This window comes from Embleya sp. NPDC127516 (genome assembly GCF_044765325.1).
GTDB lineage: Bacteria > Actinomycetota > Actinomycetes > Streptomycetales > Streptomycetaceae > Embleya.
This window is the reverse complement of record NZ_JBIWJT010000006.1, coordinates 135,617-162,562: the sequence shown is the minus strand read 5'-3', so window position 1 is coordinate 162,562 and position 26,946 is coordinate 135,617. Positions and strand designations below refer to the sequence as shown.

Annotated in this window: 26 protein-coding genes; 12 read left to right on the top strand and 14 right to left on the bottom strand. The window is 72.2% G+C overall.

What is annotated here, in order from left to right; all coding sequences use genetic code 11:
* Positions 1–231: 231 nt before the first annotated feature.
* Positions 232–1,581 carry an acyltransferase gene (locus ACIRL2_RS13820; RefSeq protein ID WP_395865410.1) on the top strand — a complete coding sequence of 450 codons (1,350 nt, stop codon included), beginning with the start codon at positions 232–234 and terminating at the stop codon, positions 1,579–1,581.
* Here the strand turns inward: ACIRL2_RS13820 and ACIRL2_RS13815 are convergent.
* On the bottom strand, positions 1,518–2,060 hold the full coding sequence (locus tag ACIRL2_RS13815; RefSeq protein ID WP_395865408.1) for a hypothetical protein: 543 nt from the start codon (positions 2,058–2,060) through the stop codon (positions 1,518–1,520). The two genes, ACIRL2_RS13820 and ACIRL2_RS13815, sit on opposite strands and share 64 nt — an antisense overlap.
* 150 nt (positions 2,061–2,210) lie before the next feature.
* On the opposite strand from ACIRL2_RS13815, the gene ACIRL2_RS13810 reads away from it, so the two are divergent.
* Positions 2,211–3,380 carry a winged helix DNA-binding domain-containing protein gene (locus ACIRL2_RS13810; RefSeq protein ID WP_395865406.1) on the top strand — a complete coding sequence of 390 codons (1,170 nt, stop codon included), beginning with the start codon at positions 2,211–2,213 and terminating at the stop codon, positions 3,378–3,380.
* 44 nt (positions 3,381–3,424) lie between these two features.
* On the opposite strand, the gene ACIRL2_RS13805 is transcribed toward ACIRL2_RS13810, so the two are convergent.
* Positions 3,425–4,255: a helix-turn-helix transcriptional regulator gene (locus tag ACIRL2_RS13805; protein ID WP_395865404.1), complete on the bottom strand. Its 831-nt coding sequence runs from the start codon at positions 4,253–4,255 to the stop codon at positions 3,425–3,427.
* A 204-nt stretch (positions 4,256–4,459) separates the two neighbouring features.
* On the opposite strand from ACIRL2_RS13805, the gene ACIRL2_RS13800 reads away from it, so the two are divergent.
* From ACIRL2_RS13800 to ACIRL2_RS13790, 3 genes are all read left to right on the top strand, one after another.
* Positions 4,460–5,227, top strand: a complete 768-nt coding sequence (locus tag ACIRL2_RS13800) for an SDR family oxidoreductase (RefSeq protein ID WP_395865402.1) — start codon at positions 4,460–4,462, stop codon at positions 5,225–5,227.
* Between the two features lie 154 nt (positions 5,228–5,381).
* On the top strand, positions 5,382–6,080 hold the full coding sequence (locus ACIRL2_RS13795) for a hypothetical protein (RefSeq protein ID WP_395865400.1): 699 nt from the start codon (positions 5,382–5,384) through the stop codon (positions 6,078–6,080).
* A gap of 58 nt (positions 6,081–6,138) precedes the next feature.
* Entirely contained in the window at positions 6,139–6,495 is a 357-nt protein-coding gene (locus ACIRL2_RS13790; protein WP_395865398.1) for a VOC family protein, read from the top strand.
* A 59-nt stretch (positions 6,496–6,554) separates the two neighbouring features.
* Here ACIRL2_RS13790 and ACIRL2_RS13785 read toward each other — a convergent pair whose 3' ends face one another.
* The 3 genes from ACIRL2_RS13785 to ACIRL2_RS13775 all read right to left on the bottom strand — a co-directional run bounded on the left by ACIRL2_RS13785 (position 6,555) and on the right by ACIRL2_RS13775 (position 10,680).
* Positions 6,555–7,691, bottom strand: a complete 1,137-nt coding sequence (locus ACIRL2_RS13785; protein ID WP_402232119.1) for a methyltransferase domain-containing protein — start codon at positions 7,689–7,691, stop codon at positions 6,555–6,557.
* 174 nt (positions 7,692–7,865) lie between these two features.
* On the bottom strand, positions 7,866–9,221 hold the full coding sequence (locus ACIRL2_RS13780) for an NAD(P)/FAD-dependent oxidoreductase (RefSeq protein WP_395865394.1): 1,356 nt from the start codon (positions 9,219–9,221) through the stop codon (positions 7,866–7,868).
* A 178-nt stretch (positions 9,222–9,399) separates the two neighbouring features.
* The gene (locus tag ACIRL2_RS13775; RefSeq protein WP_395865392.1) at positions 9,400–10,680 is read right to left on the bottom strand and encodes an MFS transporter; all 1,281 of its coding nucleotides are present in this window, start codon (positions 10,678–10,680) and stop codon (positions 9,400–9,402) included.
* Positions 10,681–11,124: 444 nt separating this feature from the next.
* Between ACIRL2_RS13775 and ACIRL2_RS13770 the strand changes: the two genes are divergently transcribed.
* Positions 11,125–11,619: a hypothetical protein gene (locus tag ACIRL2_RS13770; RefSeq protein ID WP_395865390.1), complete on the top strand. Its 495-nt coding sequence runs from the start codon at positions 11,125–11,127 to the stop codon at positions 11,617–11,619.
* 42 nt (positions 11,620–11,661) lie between these two features.
* Here ACIRL2_RS13770 and ACIRL2_RS13765 read toward each other — a convergent pair whose 3' ends face one another.
* Positions 11,662–12,435 carry an aminotransferase class IV family protein gene (locus tag ACIRL2_RS13765; RefSeq protein WP_395865388.1) on the bottom strand — a complete coding sequence of 258 codons (774 nt, stop codon included), beginning with the start codon at positions 12,433–12,435 and terminating at the stop codon, positions 11,662–11,664.
* 137 nt (positions 12,436–12,572) lie between these two features.
* Here ACIRL2_RS13765 and ACIRL2_RS13760 point away from each other — a divergent pair, with 137 nt between their 5' ends.
* On the top strand, positions 12,573–13,619 hold the full coding sequence (locus ACIRL2_RS13760; protein ID WP_402232116.1) for a phosphotransferase family protein: 1,047 nt from the start codon (positions 12,573–12,575) through the stop codon (positions 13,617–13,619).
* Between the two features lie 166 nt (positions 13,620–13,785).
* On the top strand, positions 13,786–14,364 hold the full coding sequence (locus ACIRL2_RS13755; RefSeq protein ID WP_402232114.1) for a dihydrofolate reductase family protein: 579 nt from the start codon (positions 13,786–13,788) through the stop codon (positions 14,362–14,364).
* A gap of 215 nt (positions 14,365–14,579) precedes the next feature.
* Here ACIRL2_RS13755 and ACIRL2_RS13750 read toward each other — a convergent pair whose 3' ends face one another.
* From ACIRL2_RS13750 to ACIRL2_RS13740, 3 genes are all read right to left on the bottom strand, one after another.
* Positions 14,580–15,407, bottom strand: a complete 828-nt coding sequence (locus tag ACIRL2_RS13750) for a hypothetical protein (protein WP_402232113.1) — start codon at positions 15,405–15,407, stop codon at positions 14,580–14,582.
* A 144-nt stretch (positions 15,408–15,551) separates the two neighbouring features.
* Positions 15,552–15,932: a hypothetical protein gene (locus ACIRL2_RS13745; protein WP_402232111.1), complete on the bottom strand. Its 381-nt coding sequence runs from the start codon at positions 15,930–15,932 to the stop codon at positions 15,552–15,554.
* 172 nt (positions 15,933–16,104) lie between these two features.
* Entirely contained in the window at positions 16,105–16,974 is an 870-nt protein-coding gene (locus ACIRL2_RS13740) for a RimK family alpha-L-glutamate ligase (protein ID WP_402232109.1), read from the bottom strand.
* 213 nt (positions 16,975–17,187) lie between these two features.
* On the opposite strand from ACIRL2_RS13740, the gene ACIRL2_RS13735 reads away from it, so the two are divergent.
* Positions 17,188–17,985: a histidine phosphatase family protein gene (locus ACIRL2_RS13735; protein ID WP_395865375.1), complete on the top strand. Its 798-nt coding sequence runs from the start codon at positions 17,188–17,190 to the stop codon at positions 17,983–17,985.
* A gap of 311 nt (positions 17,986–18,296) precedes the next feature.
* On the opposite strand, the gene ACIRL2_RS13730 is transcribed toward ACIRL2_RS13735, so the two are convergent.
* From ACIRL2_RS13730 to ACIRL2_RS13720, 3 genes are all read right to left on the bottom strand, one after another.
* Complete coding sequence (locus ACIRL2_RS13730; RefSeq protein WP_402232107.1) at positions 18,297–18,896, bottom strand: hypothetical protein; 600 nt, start codon at positions 18,894–18,896, stop codon at positions 18,297–18,299.
* Positions 18,897–19,416: 520 nt separating this feature from the next.
* Positions 19,417–20,259, bottom strand: coding sequence for an SDR family NAD(P)-dependent oxidoreductase (locus tag ACIRL2_RS13725; RefSeq protein WP_395865371.1), 843 nt, complete (start codon positions 20,257–20,259; stop codon positions 19,417–19,419).
* The gene (locus ACIRL2_RS13720; protein ID WP_395865369.1) at positions 20,256–21,467 is read right to left on the bottom strand and encodes an LLM class flavin-dependent oxidoreductase; all 1,212 of its coding nucleotides are present in this window, start codon (positions 21,465–21,467) and stop codon (positions 20,256–20,258) included. Before ACIRL2_RS13720 ends, ACIRL2_RS13725 begins: the two co-directional genes overlap by 4 nt.
* A 344-nt stretch (positions 21,468–21,811) precedes the next feature.
* On the opposite strand from ACIRL2_RS13720, the gene ACIRL2_RS13715 reads away from it, so the two are divergent.
* Together ACIRL2_RS13715 and ACIRL2_RS13710 are read left to right on the top strand one after the other, a co-directional pair.
* The gene (locus tag ACIRL2_RS13715) at positions 21,812–23,497 is read left to right on the top strand and encodes an ABC-F family ATP-binding cassette domain-containing protein (protein WP_395865367.1); all 1,686 of its coding nucleotides are present in this window, start codon (positions 21,812–21,814) and stop codon (positions 23,495–23,497) included.
* Between the two features lie 140 nt (positions 23,498–23,637).
* Positions 23,638–24,150, top strand: a complete 513-nt coding sequence (locus ACIRL2_RS13710) for a DUF6228 family protein (RefSeq protein ID WP_395865365.1) — start codon at positions 23,638–23,640, stop codon at positions 24,148–24,150.
* A 168-nt stretch (positions 24,151–24,318) separates the two neighbouring features.
* On the opposite strand, the gene ACIRL2_RS13705 is transcribed toward ACIRL2_RS13710, so the two are convergent.
* Positions 24,319–25,311: an asparaginase gene (locus ACIRL2_RS13705; RefSeq protein WP_395865363.1), complete on the bottom strand. Its 993-nt coding sequence runs from the start codon at positions 25,309–25,311 to the stop codon at positions 24,319–24,321.
* A 325-nt stretch (positions 25,312–25,636) separates the two neighbouring features.
* Positions 25,637–25,846 (bottom strand): hypothetical protein, encoded by a 210-nt coding sequence (locus ACIRL2_RS13700; RefSeq protein ID WP_395865361.1) that lies wholly within the window; start codon positions 25,844–25,846, stop codon positions 25,637–25,639.
* 410 nt (positions 25,847–26,256) lie between these two features.
* Between ACIRL2_RS13700 and ACIRL2_RS13695 the strand changes: the two genes are divergently transcribed.
* A complete protein-coding gene (locus tag ACIRL2_RS13695; RefSeq protein ID WP_395865359.1) occupies positions 26,257–26,772 on the top strand; it encodes an NUDIX hydrolase in 516 nt (171 codons plus the stop codon).
* The last annotated feature ends 174 nt before the right edge of the window (positions 26,773–26,946 follow it).

Here is a 26,946-nt window from a genome sequence, read left to right as displayed (position 1 = left end):
CGTAACGTCAATCCTGCTCCGGGGCGGCTTTAATCATTCACTCATGAAGCGCGTCCATGCTGCCTACATGGACTTTCCGCGTTGTGGCACCCCGCGTCCTGCGGTTCGATCCGGCTCGACCCCCGTACGGACGGTGCGACCGCCCGTCGCCCTCGTCACCCTCGTCGCACCGCCGAGAAAACGACGGGCCGACGGCGAGGTGGTCGCCGATTTCGGGGCAGGCGCCCGGTGATGGCACTCTCCTTCGGCACCTCCGACAAGCGCACAGCGGACCTGCGCCCGGCTCCCGCGCCGGCGCGCGCGGCCGAGACCCCGGGGCGCGAGCAGGCACCCGGCGGGACCGATCCGACCCCGTCGTCCCGCACCGGCCCGCGCGCCGCCGCCGGCCGCCGGCCGCACCTGCACCGGGTCGACCTGATGCGCGACATCGCCTTCCTGTGCGTGATCGTCGTGCACGTCATCGGCGTCACGTACCCCTTCCCGGGCGAAGGCCCCGCGTTCACCCAGCTCGTGCTGCACTCGACCCGCGCGGTGTTCTTCTTCGTCAGCACGTTCGTGCTCTTCCACAGCGCCTACGGACGCCCGCTGCGGGTGGGCGCCTTCCTCACCAAGCGGTTCAAGCTGCTCGGCGTCCCGTACCTGCTGTGGTCCACCGCCTACTGGGTGCTGGGCGACCACGAACGGATCCGGCACGACCTGCCCGGCGCGCTGACCGACCTGCGCGGCGGCATCGTCTGGGGTGGATCCTGGTACCACCTCTACTTCCTGCTCGTCTCGCTCCAGATCGCCGTGCTCCTGCCGCTGTTCGTCAAACTGGTCCGCGCCTGCGCGGGCCGGCACGTGCTGCTGCTCGCGGTCACCGGCGTGGTGCAACTTGCGGCGCTGGTGGTGCTGTTCCACGAGATGCCGCTGAGCGGGCCGCTGGAGTGGTATCGCGTGCACGGCGGCATGTTGTTGCCGACCTACGGCTTCTTCGTGATGGCCGGCGCGCTGGCCGCGGTGCACCTGGACGCCTTCCACGCGTGGATCCTGGGGCACACCCGGACCATTTGCGTCGGCACGCTCGCGATGCTCGCGCTGACCTACGCGTGGTACCGACACACCGTGGCCGCGGGTCGGGACACCGCGACCGCCTCGATCGCCACCCAGCCGGTGAGCCTGTTGTGGGGGCCGTTCGCGGTGCTCGCGCTGTACGCCGTCGCCACCCGCTGGGAGCGGGCCCGAACCCCGTTCCCGGGACGCGCCGCCGCCGCGCTCGGTGCGCAACTGGCCTTCGGGGTCTACCTGGTGCACCCGATGATCCTGCGGTTGCTGGAACTGAGCGGGTTCGCCGCCGCGTTGCCGTGGTCGCCCGTCGCCGACACCGCCGCGCTGGTCGCCGTGGTCGCGATCGGATCCGCCGGATTCGCCTGGCTGGTCTCGCGGACCCCGCTGAGCCCGTGGCTGATCGGCCGCGAGCGCGCGCGGGGTCGGCGGCCGGCCCACCGGATCCGGCGGTCCGTACCGGCACCCTCGGGTCAGCAGACGGGCAGCAGGTCCTTCGCCGAGCCGGTCGTCTCCAACCAGGCCTCGGGCGCATAGCCGGCGCCCTGTCCGGTGGTCACCAGCACCCACTGATCGCTCTTGCCGCCACGCCAGCCGTAGACGTTCGAGCCCTTGGCCCGGCAGGTGGCGGTCAGTTCGGTGCCCGCGCTCACCTCGGCGATGGTCTTGCCCTTGCCCGGCTTCTCGCGTATCTCCAGGCCGATCGCCTGGCGTGCGATGACCGCCAGCTTGGCCGTCGAGGTGGGCGAGGGCACCGCGGTGCCACTGCCGCTCGCGGACGGGTTCCCCGATCCGGACGCGTTGGGCAGCGCCGTCGCCGAGGCGGACTTCTTGCCGTTGTCGCTCCCGTCGGAGGAGAGCAGCCACCACGCGAGGATCACTATCGCCCCGATGATCACCGCCCCGATCACCAGCCCGTTCCCGGGTTTCGGGGGGCGCGGACCACCCGGGCTCGCCGCCCGACGGGCGAGCGTCATACGACGCCAATCGAACCGGGACGATCCCCCAGAGGGCATGGTGACTCCTTCACGCAAACGTGCGGTGGTACGGGCGGAACCCGATACTCGATTCTTCCGTGTATCGACCCCGTCACGGTAAAGCGATCCCGAATCGCCGCGCCGTATGATTCCCGGCCACATGTCGTCTCGGACCCCTATGGTCGGCGCATGACCTCTGCGCTGCCACGGATCACCGACGACGAACGACGAGCGCGTTTGGGCATTCGGCATCGCCTGGCGCCCGGCGCGCGAGCCGCGAGGGCGGAGGACGCGGCCCGCGCCGTGCTCCTGCTGCACGCCACCGACCCCGCGACGGTGTACGTGTCCACCTGCGCGCGCCTGGTCGAGCCGTCGTCGGCCGAGGTGGAACGCGCGCTGTACGAGGACCGGACGCTGGTGCGGATGCCCGGCATGCGGCGCACGGTCTACGTGGTTCCGCGCGAGATCGTGCACGTGGTCCAGCGTTCCAGCACCGACGCGGTCGCGATCACCCAGCGCCGGGTGATGCTCCAGTTCCTGGCGTCCGGCGGCTACGACGAGGCGTGGTTGGACAAGGTCGAGGCCGACACCGTGGCCGCGCTCACCGGGATGGGCGAGGCCACCGCGATGCAACTGGGCGAAGTGGTCCCGCTGTTGCGCACCCAGATCCGAGTGGCGGTCGGCAAGCCGTACGAGGCGAACCAAGGGGTGTCCACACGGCTGCTGTTCACGCTCTCCTGCGAGGGCAGGATCGTGCGGGCCAGGCCGCAGGGGTCGTGGTTGTCCAGCCGGTTCCGATACACCATCGCGCCGCCGCTGCCGGAGATCGGCAAGACCGAGGCCAAGGCCGAACTGGTGCGCGGATGGCTGGCCGCGTTCGGGCCCGGGACGCTGGACGACCTCAAGTGGTGGACCGGATGGACGCTCACGGACACCCGACACGCGCTCGCCGCGGTGCGCGCGACGGAGGTGCGCCTGGACGACGGAAGCGTCGGGTACGTGCTGCCCGGCGACGAGGCGCCGGGCCCGACACCGGAGCCGTGGGCGGTGATGTTGCCCGCGCTCGACGCCACGCCGATGGGTTGGAAGGAACGGGACTGGTACATCACCCCCGAACTGCGCGAGCGCCTGTTCGACCGGATGGGCAACATCGGCCCGACCGTGTGGTGGAACGGACGCGTCGTCGGCGGGTGGGCCACGCGTGCCGACGGTGAAGTCGTCTGGCGCGCGCTGGTCGACCTCCCGCCGGAGGCGGTCAAGGCGATCGAGGCCGAGGCGGCCCGGCATACGTCGTGGTTGTCCGGGACGTGCGTGACGCCGCGCTTCAGGGTCCCCCTGGAACGGGAGCTGAGCGAGTGAAGCGGATCCACGGATTCGCGCGGGCCTTCGGGGCCGGGCGGGACTCAGTTCCGGGCGGCCGTCGCGGACAACTCGGCGGGCGCGGTCCGGACCCGCGGGGCCGTGGTGTAGACGACGAGGAGCAGATCGGGGTCGCCCGGAAAGGACAACGTCTCGTAGGCGGTGTCCAGCACGCTGCCGTCGGCGGGGCGTAGCCGCTTGGTGCCGTGCGTCTTCTCGGCCACCTGGTGGGCGTCCCACAGCGGCCGAAAGCGCGGATTGCCGGCGGACAACTCCTCGACCAGCGCGGCCATCCGCGTGTCCGGGGAGTGGCGCGCGGCGTCCAGACGCAGGAAGGCGACCGTGTCGGCGGCGACCCGCTCCCAATCCGGGTAGAAGCGAGCCGCGTCGGCGGACAGGAACGTGTGCCGCGCCATGTTGCGCTCGTGCGGTGCCATCGCGCTCAGCCCCATCACCGCGTCGGCGGCCGCATTCCATGCCGACACGTCCATGCACCGGCCCAGGACGAACGCGGGCGCGTCGATCCGGTCCAGCAGCACCTGTACGCCCGGCCGCGCCGTCGAGGGCGCGACCTGCCGAGCACTCGTCCGGGTCGGCCGGGCCAGATCCCACATGTGCTGGTACTCGGTGGGGTCCAGCCGCAGCGCGCGTCCGATCGCGTCCAGGACGGCGTCCGAGACATGCTGCCCCCGACCCTGCTCCAGTCGCACGTAGTAGTCGACGCTCACCCCCGCGAGCTGCGCGACCTCCTCGCGCCGCAACCCGGCCACGCGCCGCTTGCGACCGAATACCGGCAGCCCGACATCCTCGGGCCCGACCCGAGCCCGACACGCACGGAGGAAGTCGCCGAGCTGTTCGAAGGACGCGTCACTCATGCCCGGACTCTAGCCGCCGACGTATCGGCGGCCGGCGCGGACCGCCCGGAGGTGGTACGGGCAGACCCAGGAAAACGTGAGCTCTGGGTGCCCTCGCCGAACGCGGGCAAGGTAGGTGCCGTCGACGGGGCACCCGCCCCGGATCGTCTCCCCGCATCGCTTCCGCGCCTGGTTTTCGCGCACCGCCTCCACAGGAGTCCTCCCATGAGCTACACCGCACTCGCCGGTCGGATCGCCGTCGTCACCGGAGCCGCCAGCGGCATGGGCGCCGAGACCGCGCGCCTGCTCGCCGCCCACGGCGCGCATGTCGCGCTGCTCGCCCGCCGCGAGGATCGGCTCAAGGAACTGGCCGCCGAGATCACCGCCGCCGGCGGCACCGCGCTCGCCGTCGCGGTCGACGTCACCGACCAGGCTTCGGTGGACGCCGGCGCGGCGCGGATCCACGCCGAACTCGGCCGGGTCGACCTGGTCGTCAACTCCGCCGGGGTGATGTTGCCCAACCCGGTCGACGACGGCCGGATCGACGAGTGGACCCGGATGATCGACACCAACATCACCGGCGCGCTGCGGATCATCCGCGCGTTCACCGCCGACCTGGTGGCCGCCGCGGCCGACGGACGCACCGCCGACCTGGTCGACATCTCCTCGATCGGCGCACACGTGACCTTCCCGAACTACGCCGTGTACGGCGCGACCAAGGCCGCGCTGACCCACCTGTCCGCTTCCCTGCGCAGTGAACTGGGCCCGCGCGACGTCCGGGTCACCAACATCGAGCCGGGCCTGACCGACACCGAGCTGGGCTCGCACATCGACAACGCGGAGCTGGGCGAAGCCGGCCAACTGGGTGCCATGTTCGACACGATCGGCAGCCTCGCCGCGACCGACGTAGCCGACCTGGTGGCGTACGTGGCGACCCGGCCGCGACACGTGAACCTGCGCCAGATGGTGATCCTGCCGACCCGCCAGGCGTGAGCCGGACGGCGCGGACGGGGCCCGCGCACCCGGGCGGTGACCCCGGTCCGGCCCGTCGTACGGACGCCGGCGGTACGGCGTGATGTTGCGCGGGCCGGGGGGTGTTGACTATGACTTGTCAGGCCCGCCCGCCACCCCGTACGAGGAGCCTTCCGTGGCGCTGTTTCGTCGCCAGTCCCGCAACCAGCAGAACGCCGCCTGGGGGCAGGACGTGCGCGGCGTCCTGATGAGCGCGCCGCCGGATCGCATTCGGCAGGACCTGCGGCTGATGATCAGCCGGCCCGGTCCGCACCTGGGCACGCAGGGCATGGTGTGGCCGCTGGGCGATCGCGGCGAGATCCTCGCGGTGGCGTGCGTCAAGGGCCCGGACGGCACCGCCGTCACGATCGAGACGCCGATGGTGCAGCACTGGGGGATGGCGGTCGAGGACGTCTGGCTCCAGGCCGCGACGAACCTGCGGATGGAGAGCTTCAGCGGCACGCCGATGGAGATCTCCACCGGCACGACCCTGCACTCGCTGCTCGGCCAGAGCTGGCCCGGCTCCGCGCAGTTGTTCCGGCTCGGTGAGGCGCTCGGCGACCCGCTGCGCGCGGGCGCGCTGGTCGTCCCGCCGATCGACAACGGACTGCTCGCGCTGCCGCTGAACTCGCAGCGCACACTGGGCATGGCGGGCTTCGTGCTGAAGACCGCCCAGGGCCTGACGCGGGATCAGCAGCCTTTGTCCACCGGCATGTTCTGGTGGCACGAGGGCATCCTGGAGGAACTCGAGGTCAATTGGCGGGGACCCGAGCACGCGTCCCTGACCGGGTCCGCCCGCTTCGGGCAGGTGGTCCGCGCACTGCCGCCCCAGTGACTGGGGACGCGTCCCACCCCTCCCACCCCTCCCTCCCCGCCCGCACCGAGGAGTCGTCATGCCCGCCGTGTTCTCCGAACTCGTCGTCGACGCGCACGACGTGCCCGCCATCGCCGAGTTCTGGCGCCGAGTGCTCGGCTGGAACCTCACCGTCGATGGCGAGGACATCGAGCTGAGCGCGCCCGACGGGTCGTTGCCCACGATCCTGTTCCAGCCGGTTCCCGAGGGCAAGACGGTCAAGAACCGGCTGCACATGGACGTCAGCCCGGCGATCGGCTCGGACCAGGAGAGCGAACTGGCCCGGTTGCTCGCGCTCGGCGCCAAGCCCGCCGACATCGGCCAGGGCGAGTGCGGTTGGCATGTGCTGACCGACCCCGAGGGCAACGAGTTCTGCCTGTTGCGCACCCCCAGGTAGGGCCGGGCGGCCGAGGCGCCCGCCCGGCCGGGTTCCGGTGTGGGCGGGCGGCGTTCGGCTCACATCTCGGTCAGCCGATACCGGTAGTGCTCCCGCTCCACCGTCCACGCCCGGCCACCCGCGTCCGGCGCGTGCGGGAAGTCGGTGCCCACCGGGACCGCCTCCAGCCGCAGCCGGTCGGCGTTCACCACCGGTGCGCCGGCCACGCCGTAGTACAGGTCGACCGCCGCGTCGCGGTCGCCGTAGACCAGGATGCGGTCGCGCATGAGCACCGCGAGTGCGGGCCGCTCCGGGTCGAACAGGCCCCACGTCAGCCCGTCGCCCGGATGCCCCAGGAACAACACCGAGCGCGGTTCGGCCAACGCGAATCCGGTCAGCCGCATGTCCACCGGACCCAGTACCGGGCCCGCGTCCACCGCGCCGTGGTCGAGCAGAACGCGCAACACGTCCAGCGCGGCCGGCGGCAGATCCTCGCCGATCACCGCGAGATCGCCGGTCAGCGCGTGGGTGCGCCCCGGCCCCGCGTGCGGGCCACGCAACTGGAGGAATCCGCAACGGGAGACCGACACGCTGGTCAGCGTCCCGTCCGCGGCGCGCTCCCACGCGACGGCCAACTCCAGGCCCGGCCGCAGCCACATCGGGGCGACCAGCACCCCGTCCGGCGCGAGCTGCGCCACCCAGGCCGGCGGCAGGTCCGGGACCCCCACCGTGGCCTCGATCCGGTCGAAAGGCGCGCGATCCGCGACCCCCTCCCAGCCGTCCCCGGCCCGCACGTCCACGTGCACCCCGAGCCCGGCCAGGCGTCGCGCGGCCGCGCCCGCCAGATCGGCGGACACCTCGATGCTGACCACTTCGCCCTCGACCCCGGTCAACCGGGCCAGCAGCGCCGCGTTGTACCCGCTTCCGGTGCCGATCTCCAGCACGCGCATCCCCGGCCGGATCGCGAGCTGTTCGAGCATCAGCGCGACCATCGCCGGCTGGCTGACCGTGCTGTCCGGCAGTCCCCGGTCGTCGGTGGACAACACCACGACCCGGTCCTCGTAGGCGCGCTCCAGCGAGGACACCCCGGGGGTGAACACCTCGCGCGGCACCTGGGACATCGCGTCCGCGACCGCCTCGGTGCGTATGCTCCCGGTCAGGCGCAGCCGCTCCACCAGCGCCATCCGCAGGCGGGCCGCCGTGCGCTCGTCGCTCATGGCCCACGTGTACCCGCCAGGGCGGGATCCGGCACCCCGCACGGCGTCCCGGCGCCGGTGCGCACCCGCGCGGGCCGCTCGGGCGGACCCGCGTCCTCGTCGGGGTGGCCGTTCTCCGTCGGGCAGGTCCGTACGGTGACCGGCGTGCGGTGCGGGCGCTACCCGAGGGGGTGTCTACGGGTGTGCGGCGCGCGATCCGGTGCGGGCGGTGACCTCGTTCGGGGAGAGGTAGGCGTCGGTCTTCTCCAGGTTGCCCATCCGGCCGTCCTGATCGGACATGAAGCCCAGTCGGACCAGGTCGTCGCCCGCGAACGCGTGCTGGATCCAGTTGGAGAGCACCCGGGTGCGGGCCCGGATCGAGGGCACCGTCATCAGGTGGTAGCCGCGGGTGATCGCCTGCGCGGGCAGACCGCGCATCTCGTAGCCGAGCGGTCGGGCCACCGCCTGGGTGCCGCCGAGGTCGACGACCAGACCGAGGTCCTTGTGCCGGAACGGGCTCATCGGCTGCCCGCGCAGCGACGCGACCACGTTGGCGGCGGCGACCTTGGCCTGCCGGTGCGCGTACTGCGCGGTGGGCGGGCAGATCGCGCCGTTGCCCTTGGCCAGGTCCGGCACTGCCGCGGCGTCGCCGAGCGCGAACACGTCCGGGTGACCGGGCACGGCGAGGTCGGCGGCGACCGCGAGCCGGCCGCGGATCAATTCGGCGCCCATCGTGCCCATCAGCGGGCTCGCGGTGACCCCCGCCGTCCAGACCAGGGTCCGGCAGGGCAGCTTCTCACCGGTGGTCAGCGTCACCGAGTCCTCGGTGATCTCCCGCACGCTGATCCCGAGCCGCACGTCCACGCCGCGCTTGGCCAGCATCTGCAGCGTGGCCTTGCCCAGGTTCTCGCCGAGTTCGGGCATCAGGCGCGGTGCCACGTCGACGATCATCCAGCGCACCTGCGCCGGGTCCAGGCGGGGGAAGTGCCGGAGCGAGTTGGTGGTGAGCATCTCCAGGCACGCGGCGGTCTCCACGCCCGCGTAGCCGCCGCCGACCACGATGAACTGGCAGCGCGAGGCACGCTCGGCCGGGTCGATGCTGGAGTTGGCGATCTCGAGTTGGGCGATCACGTGGTCGCGCAGATAGACCGCCTCGGCCAGGTTCTTCATGCCGTGCCCGTAGGTGGTCAGGCCCGGGATGTCGAAGGTGCGGGTCACGCTGCCCGGTGCCAGGACGAGCTTGTCGTAGTGCTCGTTGGTGATCTCGCCGGAGATCTTGCGCACCACGCACACCTTGGCGGCCAGGTCCACACCGATCGCGCCGCCGGGCAGCACATGGGTGCGCTTGAACATCCGGTGCAGCGGCACCGCCGTAGTGCGCGAGGACAGTACGCCCGCCGCGACCTGCGGCAGCAGCGGCCGGTACACCATGTAGTCCATCGGACTCACGAGGACGATCTCCGCCTCGCGTGGACCGAGCGAGCGTTCCAGCCTTCGCACCGTTTCGAACCCGGCGAATCCTGCTCCGACGACGACCACCCGCTGCACCATGGTTGCCCCTTCCGGGAAGGCCGGGGCAGGAAACCCGCGACCATTTGGCACATTTTGTCCAAACATATGGGGATCGCGGATCGGCCACGACCCGGGCGGGCCATCCGAGGCGGATGATCACCGGGGTCCGGGCGGGTCGGGTGCGGCACGCGCCCGTGCTCGTCCCGGGGCGCGGGGTTCAGGCGGTCGGGCGCCGGGAGCGGCCCAGTGCGAAGCCCGCCGCGACGCACAACACCGGCGCGGTCAGGAAGCCCGCGACCAGGTTGAGGCCGCCGTAGCCGGCCAGGCCCAGGACCGAACCCGAGACCGCGCCGCCCGCCGCGCCGGCCAGGTTCATCAGCAGGTCCGAAACGCCCTGCACGCCCGGTCGCTCGCCGGCCGGCACCGATTCGCCGAGCAGCGCCGAGCCCGCGACCAGGCAGCACGACCAGCCGAAGCCGAGCAGGATCAGCCCGACCATGGTGCGCCACGTCGAGTGACCGGAGGTACCGGCGACGAACACCGCGAGCAGCAGGACGAGCTGGCCGCCCAGAATCACCGGGATCCGGCCGAACCGGTCGGCGGCCCAGCCGACCACCGGCGACAGCGCGTACATCCCGGCGATGTGCAGGCTGATGGTCAGCCCGACCAGGGTCAGCGCGGTGCCGTGATCCTTCATGTGCACCGGTGTCATCGCCATCACCGACACCATCACCACGTGCCCGAACGCCACCGTTGCCAGCCCGAGCATCGCGCGCGGCGCCCGGCGGATCACGCCGAGCGCGCCGCGCAGGTTGCCCCGGGGCGGCTGCCGGTCGCCGAGGTCGGCGCGGGCGATCAGCAGCGGATCCGGGCGCAGCGCGACCCACAGAATGGCGCCGGCGCCGCCGAAGGACACGATCGAGAACAGGAACGGCCCGGCCAACTCCGGCAGGCCGACCGCGCGGCCGACCACCGCGCCCGGCTCGTTCAGGTTGGGGCCCAGGACCGCGCCCACGGTGGTCGACCACACCACGATCGACAACGCCTTGGCCCGGCCCGCGTCGTCGGCGAGATCGGTCGCGGCGTACCGGGACTGGAGGTTGGCCGCGGTACCGGCGCCGAACACGAGCAGCGCGGCGATCAGCAGCGGGAACCACTCCAGGACCGCCGCCAGGATCACCCCGCCGGCCGCGAGCGCCGCGAGCCCCCACCCGGCGGTCAGCGCGACCCGCCGCCCGTACCGGGACGCGGCCCGCGACATCGGGATCGCGAACACGGCCGCGCCCAGCGTGATCGCGGTGGTCGCGAAGCCCGACCAGCTCTTGGATCCGGACAGATCCTCGGCGAGCAGCCCGCCGACGGTCAACGCGGAACCCATGCCCACCCCGCCGACCACCTGCGCGGCGATCAGCGTGCGCACGGTCCGCCGCTGGAGCCCCGAACGGTCCACCCGCACGGGGTCGACCGACTCGGGTATGGCCGGGTCCAAGGCGGTCATGCCGGATTCACCACCAGATCTGGAACGGATACACGAACCCACAGCGTGCCGGACACCCCCACCCCACCCCAAGCCGGGGCGATCGTGTGCCGATCGCCGGGACGCCGGTGCCGCGGCGGCAGGATCTTCGCACCGAAGCGGCCGTCGGGGCATCTGCGAGGACGCGGGCGGTTGCGGCGGGATGATTCGACATCGTGGGAGCGGACATGTTCGTCGCCGAGGTGGGTGGGGTCGGGCGGCGAGTGTGGCGGCGGAGTTGATGCGGGGTGGGTGAGCCGAGCGGATCAGGGGGCATGCGTTGGATCGGTGAGGTGAGGCGGGGTGACGTGAGGGGGCACGACGGATGGGTGAGGGCGTTCCGGGTGTGTGCGGTTGGAGGTGTGCCCGAGTGCGCACCCGGGTATGGGCAGGCGCCGCGCGCCGCATGGATCGGTGGACACGCACATGACGCTTGACGAGGACGAGGCCTGGACACTGTTGCGTGCCCTGGACCATCCGGAGCACCTGACCGTCCCGCCGGACTACGACCCGGTCGCCACGCGCGAGCGCTTCGATCGGCTCGTGGAGCGGCTGGAGACGGACTTCGCGTGCCACTGTGCGGTGGAGGGGGAGGCGCGGGCGGCGAGTCGGCACGGCGCGATCGTGGTGCCCGCGAGCGCGTTGGCGGGGAGCGGGCGGATCACCCTCGTGGTCAGCAACTTCGGCGACCTGGTCGCCACGAGCGTCGGTGCGCCGGACGACAACCCGGTCGGCGCGGCGCCCGCGTACGTGTCGCCGGCGGATGCGGACCGCGTCGCCGCCGCGCTGGACGACCTCGGCTACACGGTGGTCCCGGAGGATCTGCTGCGGTGCACGTACGACGGGGTGAGCCGGCTCGCGGACCACTACACCGTCGAGGATGGGCCGACCTGGTGGATCAGGTTCTTCGACTTTCCGTGACCGGGGGCGACCGGGCCGGGCGTGCCGGCGGGCCGAGCGGGTCTACACGAGGTCGCCGGGGATGGCGCGATAGGTGTCGGCCAGGGTGGCCAGGAGCGGGTGGTCGGTGGGCAGTACGTGTGTGCCGATGGCGCTGATCGGGCGCACGCCGATGGCCGTGTTGGTCGCGAACGCGGCCTGGATCGGCGCGAGTTCGCCGATGTGAACGGGCCGGGTAGGAGCGGGCCGGTGGGCCTGGAGCAGGTCGGCGGTGACGCCGCGCAGGCACGGGGCGTCGGGGCGGATCAGGCGGTCGGCGACCACGAAGCCGATGTTCCAGGTGCCGCCTTCCGAGATCCGACCGTCCGGCTCGACGAACAGCGCGTCGTCGTAGCCGGCCAGCATCGCCCGGCGGCGTTGGCGCAGTTGGCCGAACAGGCCCACGTGCTTGACCTCCGGCAGATCGCGTCGATACGTCAGCGGCAACACCCGCAGCGGCGGCATCGTCAGGGGCCCGGCCGGCCGGGTGCCGACCAGGATGTGCGGCGTGGCCGGAGCGGCCGGGTCGGCCAGGCCGATCGCCGGATCGAAGACGGTCACCCGGATCACGAACGCCTCGTTTCGACCGGCGGTGAACCGACGGACCAGGGTCCGGACGCGGTCCGGGTCCAGGTCGGCGTCGAACACGATGCGGCAGTCCCGGACCAGCCGGGCCAGATGCAGGTCCAGGCCGCGCACCCGGCCGTTCTCGACCCGCATGGACGTGAAATGCCCGATGTTCGACAGAGCCAGCGCGGCGAGGTCGTCGGGATGCGCGGGTGTGCCGTTGATCTCCACCCGGCAAGTCTGCCGGCCCGCGCGGCTCGGCCGGGAGTTCATGCTCTCGGCAGGGTGCGCGGAGCCGTCCCGGGGGCTCGGTCGGGCGGCGCGACGGTCGGGGCGGTGTGGTGGCGCCTGGGTAGGGTGTCGGATCCATGGGAATCCAACTAGTGCCGATCGGTGACACGTTGCGGGCCGCGCTGGGCCCGCCGAAGAGGGCGGAACTCCTGGACAGCAGCCCGCGTTCGCGGGTGTGGCGGGTGGAGTTCGGCGGCGAGCGGGCGATCGTCAAGCAGATCATCGGGGCGGGTGACCACCGCTACGGCGCGTCCGAGCGGTTCGCGCGGGAGGTCGCGGGGCTGCGGCTGGCCGCGCGGGGGCCGGTGGGTCCCGAGGTGCTCGCCACCGATCCCGACGCGTGCGTCATGGTGCTCGAACATCTCGACGACCTGGGCCGCATCGACGACTGGATGCCCGGGTACGCCGACGCGTTGGCCCGACTGCACGCGCTCACCGGCGTGGCGGACGCCGAGGCGCTGCCCGCGTGGCGCCCGCCCACCGCCGCGGACGCCGAGTCGTTCCTGGCGCTGGCCACGACGCTGGAGGTGGCGATCCCGGCGGGCGTACCGGCCGAGTTGGCCGCGCTGCTCACCCGGCTGGAGCCGGTCGGTCGGTATGCCCTGCTGCACGGTGACCCGTGTCCGGGTAACGATCTGCGGACCGCGGACGGGGTGCGGTTCGTCGACTTCGAGCAGGCCGCGCTCGGTGACGGGCTGGTGGAACTCGCCTACTTCCGGATCGGGTTCCCCACCTGCTGGTGCGCGATGTCGGTCACCGGCACACCGTTGGCCGAGGTGGAGGCGGTGTACGCGTCGACGTGGCGGGCGCGGACCGGACGGGCCATCGACCCGCGGACGGACATCGCCGACGCGTGCGCGGGCTGGTTGATCCGCGGCGACGCGCTGGTCGAACGGGCCCATCGGGAACGGGTCGACCAGTTGGCCCGGGTGCCGGTGCAGGACTTCACGTGGGGTCCGGTCTCGGCACGCGAGCGCCTGGTACACCGCCTCGGTGTGGTCGCCGACACGGCGACCGAGCCGTTGCGCGAGTTGGGTGAGCTGGCGCGGCGGCTGCGCGGGCGAATGGCGGCGGCCTGGCCGGGTCTGCGTCCGTTGCCGGGGACGGACACGCGGCCGTGGTGACGGGACGGGGGCTTGGGTCGGGCGGGCTTTCCAGGGTGAGACGGATGAGGCGGACGAGTTTCGAGCGAGAGCTTGCAACCACTACATCCGAAGTACTATAACTGTAGTCATCATCGGGCGGCCGAGCCGTTTCGGCCCGCTCGGCATCACTACGGAAAGAGTTCGCATGCGAAAGCTCACGTACTTCGTCGGCACCTCGCTCGACGGCTTCATCGCCGGCAAGGACGGAAGCGTCGACTTCTTCCCGGTCGGCGAAGACGTCCTGGCACACCTGGTCTCCGAGTATCCGGAGACGCTCCCGGGGCATGTGGCTCCGCACGTGGGGGTTGCGCCGGACGCCGAGTTCCGGCACTTCGACACGATCGTGATGGGTCGCGCGACGTACGATCCGGCGCTCCGGGAGGGCATCACCAACCCGTACAGCCACCTGCGCACGTACGTGGTCACCAACAGCATCACCGAAAGCCCCGACCCCGAGGTGACGCTGATCGCCGGCGACCCGGTCGCCAAGGTCCGCGAGTTGAAGGCAGAGTCGACCGGCAAGGGCATCTGGCTCGCGGGCGGCGGGCGCCTGGCGGGGAGCCTGATGGCCGAGATCGACGAACTGGTGATCAAGACCTACCCGATCCTGATGGGCACCGGGATCCCGATGTTGTCCGGCGGGTTCGAGGTCACCGCGTTCACCCGTACCGGTGGCACGGTGCTCGAGCACGGAGCGTCCGTCGCGACCTACCGAAGGACGTGACGCGGTGGCGGTCGCGATCGTGCGTGCGGTCGCGGCGTGGCCGGTGAGCAGGCGAGGGCGCTCGTGACGCGGCGGATCGATGTGGTTCGATCCGCCGCGTCACGTCGTGTTTCGGCGCGGCGGCCCGTCGACGTGGGGGCGCCGGATTCGGGGACCGCGGCGGGGGGTTCACGCCTGCGGGATGTGGAGCCGGGGGCGGGGCGGGGCTTCGAGGTTCAGGCGAGGGGGAGTTCGAAGTCGAGGACGCGGTGTTCGATGCGCAGGCCGGCGAGCGGGAGGGCTTGGCGGACGGCGCCTTCGGTGTCGCCGTCGAATTCGAACACGGCGAGCTCGTGTACGTCCGGGTGCTCGCGGCGGAGCGAGTCGACCAGTTCGGCGACCACGGCCCCGAGGATGTCGGCCGCGACGCCGGGGGCGGTGATCGCCTCGCCCGCGTTGAGGTACGCCCGGCCGTCCGCGATGTCGACGGTGAGTTCGGCGCCCTCGCCGATCAGGCCCACGCGGGGCGGCGGCAGGGCGCGTACGCGGATCGCGGGTAGCCCGCCCGGAGGCCACCAGCCGTGTGGGTCGACCGTCCAGATCCGGGCGATCTCCCCGGTGACCCGGGCCGCGAGCGCCCGGGCCGCGTCGCCCTCCGGCCCGGTGTCGGTACCGCTCCAGTGCAACACCCGGGCGCCGACCGCGCGGGCCTGTTCGGCGGCGCGCCGGTACATCGACACGAACGCGGCGCGTTCCTCGGCGGTCGCGGGAGGATTCCCGGCATAGGACCCCCGGACCAGCCGGCGGGCGAGCCGGTCGGCTCGCTCACCCTGGGCGGCGACGCCGGACTCGCCGTCGCCGTAGATGCTCACCCAGCCGAGCAGTCGGCCGGCGCGGCGCGCGCCGACGGTGCCGATGCGATCACCGGACCCACCGGCGTCGGGGCCGGCGTCGGTGCCCGCCGGTGCCGGTGCCGGGAGGCCGACCGAGGCGTACACCTCCGTGGCCCGCCGGTCCTCGGCCGCGGGATCGCCGTCCCACTCGAGGGAAATGTCGTGCTTCATCGGTCCATCGTCTCCCGGACCGGGAGGCCGTACAGATCGGATACCGCCGTCCGGCCGAGCCGGATCGGGCCAGGGGAGGGGCGCGACGAAGCGGGGGGACGACTCGCGGTGTCGGGCCGCTTGTCGCGATCGCCGCGGTGTCGGTCAGTCGGCGGTGGGGCGGGCGAGGCGGCGTCGGATGTGGTGGATGCGGCGGTCGGCGGTGGTGCCGTCCTCGATGCCCATGCGGACGCGGCGTTCGAAGCCGCGGATGAGCGCCTCGGCCAGCGGCTCGTCGGGAGCCTTGCGCCACGACTTGGGGCGCTTCGCGAACAGGCCTTCCTCGACGGCGTCGGCCCCGGTGCCGTCCCGGACGCCGGTCAGCGCGGTGAGGACCAGGTGCTCGCGGCGGCGATTGGCGCTGTGCACCGCGCGCTTGTTCCGACGGATGTTCCGGCGCGAGCTCTTGTCGTTCTCGCCGTAACCGTTGCGTCGGTCCTTGAGGTAGCTCAGGCGCTTGCGGTCCTGCGGATTCCGGCCGGTCATGACGTCGCTCGCCTTTCGGTGGGATGCGCGGCTGTCACGGTACGCGGCCGGCACTCGCGCGGCGACGCGATTTCCGGCCGCCCGAGTGCGTGCGAGGCCCGACCGGGGTGGTCGGGCCCCGCGCGACGGGTGCCCGGCCGGCGGTGGGCCGAAGGCCCGGGTGCGGCGCCGGTTACGGGTGCAGCGCGGCGACGATCGTGTCGGCGAAGCGCTCGGCGGCGCCCTCGGAGTGGGCGAGGAACAGCGACGGTTCGGTCAGCTCCAGTTCCAGCAGGGTGGGCGTGCCGTCGGCGTCGGGAATCAGGTCGACGCGCGCGTACAGCAGTGGGCCGACCGGGATCTCGGTCAGCACCCGGGCCGCGACCGCGAGTTCGGCGGCGGATGGTTCGCGGGCGTCGATCCGCTCGGACTTGTACAGGCCGTCGACCTCTTCGGCGGTGCCGTCGAGCATCGGGCCCTTGCGGACGGCGTGGCTGAAGACGCCGTCGAAGTAGACGAGCGCGGACTCGCCGACCGTGTCGACGGCCGCCAGGTACGGCTGCACCATCACGGTCCGGCCGGCCGCGAGCAGGCTGGTGGCGTGCCCGGCGGCGAGCGCGCGTTCCTCGGGGACGGCCAGGTCGTAGCGCTCGGTGTCCATGGATCCGGCGCCGACCGCGGGCTTGACCACGTGCACGCCGGACGTGGGCAGCGTGACGGTGGAGTCGGGCTCGAGCCACATCGTCTCGACGACGGGCAGGGCCGCCTTGGTCAGGTCGCGCAGGTAGGTCTTGTCGGTGTTCCAGGCCACCACGACCGCCGGGTTGGCCAGGCGCGGCACGCCCGCGGCCCACTCGACGAACTCCTTGCGGTGCGCCGGGTAGTCCCAGACCGAGCGCAGGATCACCAGGTCGTACGCGGCCCAGTCCACCGTCGGGTCGTTCCACACGGCGGCCTCGGCGCGGATACCGCGAGCGGCCAGCGGTTCGACGAGCAGGCGATCGTCCGGGTCGAGGTCGGGCAGCTCGGCGCAGGTGACGAGGGCGACGCGAGGTTCGATCATGCGGTCAGATTATCCGGACACACGGATGGATGATCACACAAGTCCGGCCGTGTCTCGTGTGATGGGCCGACCGGATGGTCGGTGCGGACCCGTCGCCTCGCGCGGCCGGGTTCGGAGCCGACCGGCCGGAGGATGTGGGGTGTGGCCCGGTGGCGCGTTTCGGCCCGGTCCCGGGGGTGAGAACCATGAGAGGGAACGAAGCTTGGGGGCACCGTGGGCAGCACGTTGGACAACGCGCCCTTCGGGCCGGCCGAGATCGTTGCCGTGCGGCACGGCGAGAGCACCGCCAACGCGGCCATGGCCACCGCCGCTGCCGCCGCCGGCGCGGGCGACGCCCCCGGCGGGTCCTTCCGGGCCGGTCGGGGATCGGAAGAGGACGCGGAGTTCGGCGAATTCGCCGCGGCGATGACCGGTCGCGACGCCGACATCTCGCTCACCGCGCGTGGCGAGGATCAGGCCGCCGCGGTCGGGCGTCGGCTCGCGCTCAAGGGCGAGACGCCGGACGTGGTGCTGGTCTCGCCGTACCGCCGGGCCCGCTCGACGATGCGCATCATCGCCCGCGAGGCCGCCCGGGTGGGCCTGTTGCTACCCCCGCCGCGCCGCGACGAACGGCTGCGCGACCGCGAGATGGGCGTGCTGGAACTGCGGACGGCCGCCGCGATCGAGAAGCTCTACCCGGACGAGGCCGAGCGTCGGCGCCGCGTCGGCGACCTGTACTACCGCCCGCCCGGCGGCGAATCGCTCGCCGACGTGGCGCTGCGGCTGCGCACGCTGCTGGCCGACCTGCGGCACGAGGCGCCGGGCGCGCACGTCCTGATCGTCGGCCACGACGCGACCGTGCTGATGCTGCGTTACATCCTGGAGGGCCTCACCGAGACCGACGTCGATCGCCTGGTGCGGACCGATCCCGTGGGCAACGCCTCGATCTCGCGCTGGCGCGTCCGCGACGGGCGTCCGCGCGCGATCCGCTACAACGACACGCGGCATCTGCGCGGCATCGACGTGCATTGAGCGCGGGCGGGCGGCGGCGGAGCGGGTTCGGGCAACCGGACGGCCGAAATGCGCCCGCACGGCGCGATCTTGATCGATTGCATCGGGGTGAGCGGCGTGCTGTTCGTCGGCGCCGCCGCCGTCCCGTCCCGTGCGCCGTGATCGGCGTGGCGTCGTTCACGATCGCGTCGGCCGGTTGCGGGCTCGCCGCGGACGCGCCGCAATCGGTCGGCTGCCGGGTCGCACAGGGTGCGGCGGCGGCCCTGATGGCTCCTCGGGTACTGGTGCTGATCGGCTCGTCGTGCCCCCAGGGTTCCGACGGGCCGCCGGGTTCAGTTCGAGTGGCGCGGCCGGGCCCACGGGAGCCGCTTGCGGAAGCGCTCCATCGGCGGCACGGGATCGATGCACAGGTCGAGGAGAGGCGTGTCCGGCGCGAGACGGGCGAAGGCGGCGGCCAGGCCCGCCCGATCCTCGGGGCCGGCCCCCTGCCACGAGGTCATGACATGGATGGTGGGAACGCCGGGGACGAGACGCCATCGGCGCATCCATGCGGGGAAGACGTCGCTCTTGCCCCCGCGTGTGACGGCGGCGCCGATCGTGACCAGGCGACTCGACGCCGAGGGGTTCCACAGGACCACGTACTCGACGTTGCGCCACGGGATTCGTCGGGGCGTTCCGTGTCGGTGAAGCGGCGGCCGGGCGAACGTGATGCCCTGGATATCGGCCCGAAAAACCGCGGTGTTGCGTGTCGCGAAATTCGCGGCGGCGGCGAGCAGCGGGAGGCCGCCGAAGAAGACCCAGCAGAAGATCGCCAAGGGGAGAGGGGTCCCGGGCAGAAAGGCTGCCGCGCAGAATCCGGCAGCGCACGCAAGGGGGATCACCGACCCCTTGATCCACCGGTGGTGCGATTCGAAGGCTCGACGTCCGGTCACGACCCCGATCCTGCCGGCAGGCAGGGCCGACCGACACGGTGGACGGCTTGCCGGTCGCGACGGGTTGGGGGCGGCGGCCGGCGGTCGGGCACGGGGGAGTGGGCCCGACCGCCGGCGCCTTGATACCCACGGGGTGGGGGGTGCGCCGTCGCGCATCCGGGGGTGTCAGGTCCCCTCCCGTCCCGTTCGGTGCCCTTTGGTTTCCCGTCTCCGGGGCCGGAAAACCGTCTCGGATCGAAGAGGTCGAACCCGGCCGTAGCAGGCTGCCAACCGATCGCGGACACGACCGTTCGGAGGCGATAGCGCCATTACCGATCAGAAACATGACGCATCGTCAGTATCCGGAAGAGGAACCCCCGCGCCCCTTTTCGGCCCTGATCAGCCGCTTGATCACCGATCCGGCGCGCCCGTCGGAACCGACCCGATCGGGCGTAGTCACCGCTACGGCGACCCGCGGCCGAGCCGGTCCCGCGGGCGCCCGGCGTCACCCGCTCCGCCCGGCGTCACTCGTCGGCCGGCGTCATCCGTTCGACAACCGCTCCAGGGCTCCGATCAAGTCCGGATAGCGTCGGGTTCGGGCGCCGCCGTCGACTCCGTACACGCTGCCCGAGACGAAGGACGCCTCATCGGAGGCGAGGAACAGCACCACGGCGGCCACCTCTTCGGGTTCCGCGAAACGGCCCAGTGGGGCGTTCTCGACGTACTCCTCGACCACGCCCGGGACATGCCACATGCCGGCGGTGGCCCGGGTGCGGATCAGGCCCGGGGCCACGGCGTTGACGCGGATGCCGGCCGGTCCCAGTTCGAGGGCGGCGACCTCGGTCAACGCGACCACGCCGGCCTTGGCCGCGCAGTACGCGCCCATGCCCCGACCGGGCTGGACGGCGTTGAGCGAGGCCAAGGTGATGATCGAGCCGGCCCCGCCGTCCCGGGCGCGCATCGCGCGGCCCGCGTGCTTGACGGTCAGGAACGCGCCGTTCAGGCACAGGTCGACGATGCGGCGCCAGGCCGCGTAGTCGTGGTCGGCCAATTCCGCCGCCGTACCGCCGCCCGCGTTGGCCACCGCGATGTCCAGGCCGCCGAAGCCGTCCACGGCGACCTGTACCAGCGCGGCCACGTCGTCCTCGACGGTCACGTCGCACAGCCGGGTGGCGCACCGCTCCGGGCCCAACTCCTCGGCCAGCGCCGCGAGTCCGGCCGCGTCGATGTCGCCCGCGACCACGTACGCGCCCTCGGCCGCGAAGCGTCGTGCGACGGCCAGGCCGATGCCCGCCGCCGCCCCGGTCACCAGTGCGACCTTGTCGGCGACGCGCCCCACCCCGATACCCCGATCCGCCGCGCTTTCCTCGATCCGCTCGCTCACGCCGTGCTCCCCTTCGTGTTCTCGTAGTCCTTCAACGCACCGCCGACCGCCTGCGCGGTCCGGTCGCGCCAGGTCTCGGAGAGGCCCACCTGCCAGTCCTGGGACGCGAGCGGGGCGTACGCGGCGCCGGTGAAGTACGGGATCACCTCGCGCGCGATCAACTCGTAGGAGCGCTTCGTCGCCTCGGGGTCCGCGAAGTCGGCGCCCATGAACAGGTAGGTGCCGAAGCCACCGGACTTCTGCCACAACCGCTCGATCTGACGGATCGCCATCTCGGGCGTGCCGCAGATGAACGACCCGGTGGCGTTGCCGTGTTCGATCCGCTCGGCGAGGGGCGTCGCGGTGTCCAGCGGGATCGGCAGCACCTTGGCCTGGTAGTTCTGGATGCCTTCGAGGCCGTAGGCGACCTCGCGGCGCGCCTGCTCCTCGGTCTCGGCGATGTGCATCATGCCCATCAGTCGCCACTTGGACCGATCCATGCTCTGTCCGTACCGCTGCGCGACCTCGTTCGCGATGCCCCAGTGGGTGCCGAGCGCGTCGAAGCCGCCCTCCTGGCTCGCGGCGATCGAGAGCATGCCCGCGCCGAACCGTCCGGCCGTGCGCGGGCCGGCGGGCGAGAACGTGGCGGCGACCGCCAGCTCGAACGACGGGTGTGTGTACGGCCGCAGTTGCAACCGGGCGTCGCGCAGCGTGAACCAGTCGCTCTCCCGGGTCACCGGCTCGCGACCGGCCAGCAGGGCGACGATCGCCTCCAGCGACTCTTCCATCATGGCCCGCTGGCGCGCCGTGTCGATGCCCAACATGTGGGCGTCGGAGGCGAGTTGGCCGGGGCCGACGCCGAGCATGACCCGGCCTCGGGTGAGGTGGTCGAGCAGCACCATGCGATCCGCGACGTGCAACGGGTGGTGGTACGGCAGTGAGACGACACCCGTGCCGAACCGGATGTGCCGGGTCCGCGCGGCGGCACTCGCGATGAACAGTTCGGGCGAGGCGACGATCTCCCAGCCGCCCGAGTGATGCTCGCCGATCCACGCCTCCGCGTAGCCGAGTCGGTCCAGGTGCTCGATCAGGGCCAGGTCCTGTTCCAGCATCAGGGTCGGGTTGCGCCCGGCTTGATGGAAGGGGGCCAGGAACACCCCGAACTCGAGCGGACTGCGTTCGCCCCGGGCGACCTGCCCGGCGATCTGCTGCGGTTCCGTGTGCGCCACCGCGACTCCTTGGATAACCCCGAAACTGATGAGCCGTCACCGTTCCAGCTCGCGATGCGCGAAGCAAGAGACGCACTATGCGAAAGGATTCCCGCCGCGTTCCCGGTCGACGGGGACTCGTCGCAACCGTCGGGTGATGGCGCGTGCGCCTTCGGTGATCGTCGCGTGCCGTCTCGGCGGACCCGGGAGGGCCCGGGAGGGCCCGGGAGGGTGAAATGCGTTGGCTCGGGTGGGGTCGAGCGGGTAGGAAGGGGTGTCATCCTCGGAGTGACCGTGGGACCCACCACCGAACGCAGCCTCGGACCCACCACCGACGAACGCAGGACGAAGGACGCGCGCACGCCATGGGCTACATCGATGTCAACACCGTCGGCTTCACCCTTCCCGACGGGCGTGTCCTGCTGGACGAGGTCTCCTTCCGGGTCGGCGACGGCACCACCGTCGCGTTGATCGGCGCGAACGGCGCCGGCAAGACCACACTGCTGCGGATCATCACGGGCGAGCTGAAACCGGATACCGGCGCGGTCGCCCGTACCGGCGGGCTCGGCATCATGCCGCAGTTCGTCGGCCGGATCCGGGACGCGTCCACCGTGCGTGACCTGCTCGTCTCGCTCGCCCCGCCGCGGATCCGGGACGCGATGCGCGCGGTCGACGAGGCCGAGCTGGCGCTGATGGAGAACGACGACGAGAAGCACCAGATGCGCTACGCCACCGCGCTGGCCGAGTTCGGCGACGCGGGCGGCTACGACATCGAGCCCGCGTGGGACCAGTGTTGTCAGGCGGCGCTGGGCACCACCTACGACGGCGCCAAGTGGCGCGAGGTGCGAACGCTCTCCGGCGGCGAGCAGAAGCGGCTCGCGCTGGAGGCCCTGTTGCGTGGTCCGGACGAGGTGCTGATCCTCGACGAGCCGGACAACTACCTCGACGTCCCCGGCAAGCGCTGGCTCGAACAGTCCCTGCGCGAGACCCAGAAGTCGGTCCTGTTGGTCTCGCACGACCGCGAACTGCTCGCTCGGGCCGCCGACCGGATCGTCACGATCGAACTCGGCGCGGCGGGCAACACCGTGTGGATCCACGGTGGTTCGTTCTCCACCTACCACGAGGCACGGCGCGCCCGCTTCGAGCGGTTCGAGGAGTTGGGCCGCCGCTGGGACGAGGAACACGCCAAGCTCAAGGCGTTGGTCCTGATGTACAAGAACAAGGCGGCCTACAACGACGGCCTCGCCTCCCGGTTGCAGGCCGCCCGGACCCGGCTGCGCAAGTTCGAGGAGGCCGGCCCGCCGCAGAACATCCCGCGCGAACAGGACGTCAAGATGCGGCTGCGCGGCTCCCGCACCGGCAAACGCGCGGTGATCGCCGAGGGGCTCGAACTCACCGGCCTGATGCAGCCGTTCGACACCGAGGTCTGGTACGGCGACCGGGTCGCGGTGCTCGGCTCGAACGGCTCGGGCAAGTCGCATTTCCTGCGCCTGCTCGCGGCCGGCGGCACCGATCCCGAGGCCGAGCACGAGCCGGTCGGCGACACGGTGATCGCGCCGGTGGCGCACACCGGCCGGGCTCGGCTGGGCGCGCGGGTACGGCCCGGGTGGTTCGCGCAGACGCACGACCACCCCGAGTTCGCGGGCAAGACCCTGGTCGACATCCTGGGCCGGGGCGACGAGCACCGCAGCGGGTTGGGCCGCGAGGGGGCCGCGAAGGTTCTGGACCGATACGAGTTGGCCTACGGCGCCGAGCAGCCCTTCGACACCCTCTCGGGCGGCCAACAGGCCCGGTTCCAGGTGTTGTTGCTCGAACTCTCCGGCGCCAATCTGCTGCTGCTCGACGAGCCGACGGACAACCTCGACCTGGTCTCGGCCGAGGCGCTCCAGGACGCCCTGGAGGCATTCGACGGCACCGTGCTGGCGGTCACCCACGACCGCTGGTTCGCGGCGTCCTTCGACCGCTTCATGGTCTTCGGCCAGGACGGCCGGGTCCGCGAGACGGACGGCCCGGTATGGGACGAGGGCCGCGTCGAGCGCGTTCGCGGCTGAGCGGGCCCACCCGGGTGGGCCCGAAGTCCTCGGGTCACCCGGCGTCCAATCGGCCGCGCGGTGCCGGTCTTCGGGCGGTCGCACGCGAGTACTCGTAACCGGAATGACGCCGACGGGTGCTCTGCCCTACGGTTCGGCGGATGCATCCCCACTTCGACGCGGCGAACGAATCGAACGAGCCGACCGAATCGTCCGGCCCGAACGACGTGATCGTGCGGTGCAACGACGATCCGAACACCGGGATTCGCCTTCGGGGCGCGGTCAGTCCGGACGACGAGGTCGTCGCGCACTACACCGCGTCGCGGCTCGTGCACTACACGGTCGAGATCCACGCGCCCGGGATGGCCGCCCGGTTGGACCGCGTGGTCGGCTGGACCGGCGAGGCAACCGAGATAGACGGCTTCCTGACCGACCTCGCCCGCGACTTCGGTGGTTGGGACGGTGAGCGCCGCTGGCACACCGACGATCGCGATCTCACCGTCACGGCGGTCTTCCGGTCCGGCGGGCGGATCGCGCTGACCTGGGAGTTGCGACCGCGGCGCATAGGCGCGTGCGGGTGGGCGGCGTCCGTGACCACCGTGCTGGAGGCGGGGGAGCAGTTGGCGGCGCTGGCGGCGGACGTCCGGCACTTCCTGTCCGCCGCCGACGGCTGACGGGCGCGATCCGCACGCGGGCGACCCGGCTCGGCCGGCGGCGTATCGAGGGGGAGAGCCGGTCGGGCGAGCAACGGGACGCGTGGGCCCAGGCGTTGGACGGGTGGGTCGATCCGCGGCTGTGGGCGGGCGGGACCGGACCGGCGCCGCGGACGGGGGCGGCGACACTCAGCCGTGGGCGGCGAACCCCGCGACCACGGCGGCGCGATCCGCGCCCGACGCGAGGAGCAGGCGCAGCAACACCCGAGCCTTGTACGGGTCGAGCAGGCCCGCGTTGATCAGGCCGCGGCGTTGCAGGTCGGTCTCCGAGCCGATCGCACCGTACGTGTGCCGCAACACGGAACCGGCGCCGGTGCGCGAGGTCAGCACGACGGGAATGCGTTCGGCCAGCGCGCCGAGTACGGGCGCGAGCGAGGCCGGGACGTGGCCGACACCGAACGCGGCGACCACCAGGCCGCGTTGGTCGGCCGGGAGGTCGACGAGCAGCGCGCCGTCGTCGTCGAGGGTGACCGTGTACAGCGCCACTTTGGCCGCGGTGAGCGCGGCGGGTTCCGGGATCGGCAGCGGCTCGTGCCGCGGCGGCGTGCTGAGGATCCGTACGGTGCCCTCGATCACGTGTCCCAGCGGTCCGGTGTCGGGCGAGCGGAACGTGGCGGTACTCGTACTGTGCGTCTTGCGGACCCGGCGCGCGGCGTGGATCTCGTCGCCGAGGACCACCAACGCGCCCAGGCCGCGGGCCGATTCGGCGACCGCCACCCGGGCCGAGGCGAGCAGGTTCGCGGGGCCGTCGGGGCCGGCCAGCGTCGGATTGCGCATCGCGCCGGTGAGGACGAACGGCTCCGGGTGCGGCCAGACCAGGTCGACGAGGTAGGCGGTCTCCTCGAGCGTGTCCGTGCCCTGGGTGACCACGACGCCGAGCGCGCCCTCGGCGACGGCGCGCGACGCGGCGGCGACCACGTCGAGAACCTGCGTGAACGTCAGATTCCCACTGGGCACGGCCTGTACGTCCCGCACGTCGAGCGGCACACCCAGGTCCGCCAGGGCAGGCACGGCGGCGGTCAGTTGCGCGCCGTCGAGACGGGCCACGACGGTGCCGGCGCCCGAGCCGACGGCCCCGGCCATCGCGATCGTGCCGCCGAGGGTGAACAACGCGACGCTCATCGGCCGAGTCTCCCCATTCATGGATTCGGTGGGTCGTTGATGCGGTGGATCGTGGTTTCGGTGGGTCATCGCGTTCGGTGGTGCGGCGAACGCCGCCAAGGTAGCGGTCCGCCATCGAGCGCGTGATCGCCGGGCGACACGTTTCGTCGGGTGCCACGTGTGGCGGGGCCGGCGGACCCGAACGTGCAGCGACCCCGAGGGACAAGGTCCACTCGGGGTCGCCTGGGGTGTTTCGGTGTCGCCTCTTCGCACTGTCGCGGTTCGTGCGGCCGGTGGTTACATCGCCCGGCCGGTTCGGACCGCCTGTCGGGGGTCACCGCCGTCCTCACCGGGCGAGGAGCTGCAGGTTCCGACGCATGCGTACCGACTCGGTCGCGGCGGCGCTCTGCACCACCTCGTGCTCCAGCCGCCGCTCGGCGCGACGGGCCTTGGCCGCGGCGCGGCGGGTGCGCAGGGCTGCCATGACCATGCGGTCGTTGGCGGCACCGGCGAGAAGCTCCTGCTGACGGCTCTTGTACAGCTCGTACTCGATCACTGTGTCCACCTTCTGTTACTTCGACCCGGTCTCCCCGGCTCGTGGTAACAGCTTCGCGCCCCAGTGGGGGTCCGGGCATGAGGCGGATGCCGCATCTATTCGGGCACCCGGACCCGATCCCATACCTAAGCCGCGGCCGGCGGACCTAAGGCGAGGTAAGGCGGTCTAAGGTAGGCCAAGACGACCTGTGGCACACCCTAAGGTGCCCTGTTCGTGGGGCCCATGGGAAGCGTGTGGCGAAGCTTTTCGCGGCGGGCTCGCGCCGAGCCGATCGTAGAACCCGATCGCGCCTTCGATCCAGACCCGCGTGTGCCATCGCACCTCATCGGGCGACGGGGACGGGCCGGCACGCCGTGCGCCGGCGTCGACCCGACCGGTGTGATCGCCGATCGGCCCGCAAGGATGGCCCCATGGCGTCAACCGTGCTCGAATCGCTGACCGTGCCCTGGATCCCCACCACGCACCGGATGGACATCCTGCGCTGTGCCGACCTGCCCGAGGGTTACACCGTGACCACCGCGTTCGTCTTCGCGCTGGACGGCCTCGGGCGCACGCTGCTGACCCGGGTGGCCCGGCCGGGCCGGGGCTGGGAGGTGCCCGGCGGGCACCTGGATCCGGGGGAGACCCCGGAGCGCGCGGCGGCGCGCGAACTCGCGGAGGAGGCGGGGCTGCGGCTGAACGCCGACCGGCTCACCCTGCTCGGCGGCCAGCGGATCACCCTCCTGGCCACGCCGCCGGCCGAATACCGCTATCCGACTCGGGCGTTCCAGGCCTTCTACACCGTGCGCCTGCCGGATCCGGGCGCGCCGACCCACCCGGACCCCGACTCCGAGTGCGACGCGGCCGAGTGGGTCGACCCGGCCGAGGTAGCCGTCCGCTGCGCGGGCGCGGCCTGGCTGCCGCTGCACGCCACGCTGTACGGGTGAGACCCCCGCGCCGCGGCGCACACCCTCGACGCCGAGCGCATCGACGCCGAGCACGCGAGACCTCCGCGCCGCGGCGCGCACCCGCCCGACCGCTGCGATCACCGCGGCCCATCGGCCCCATGGATCCCATCGGCCCCCGGTGCCCCAACCCCCGACCCCCGGCCTCGCGCCACC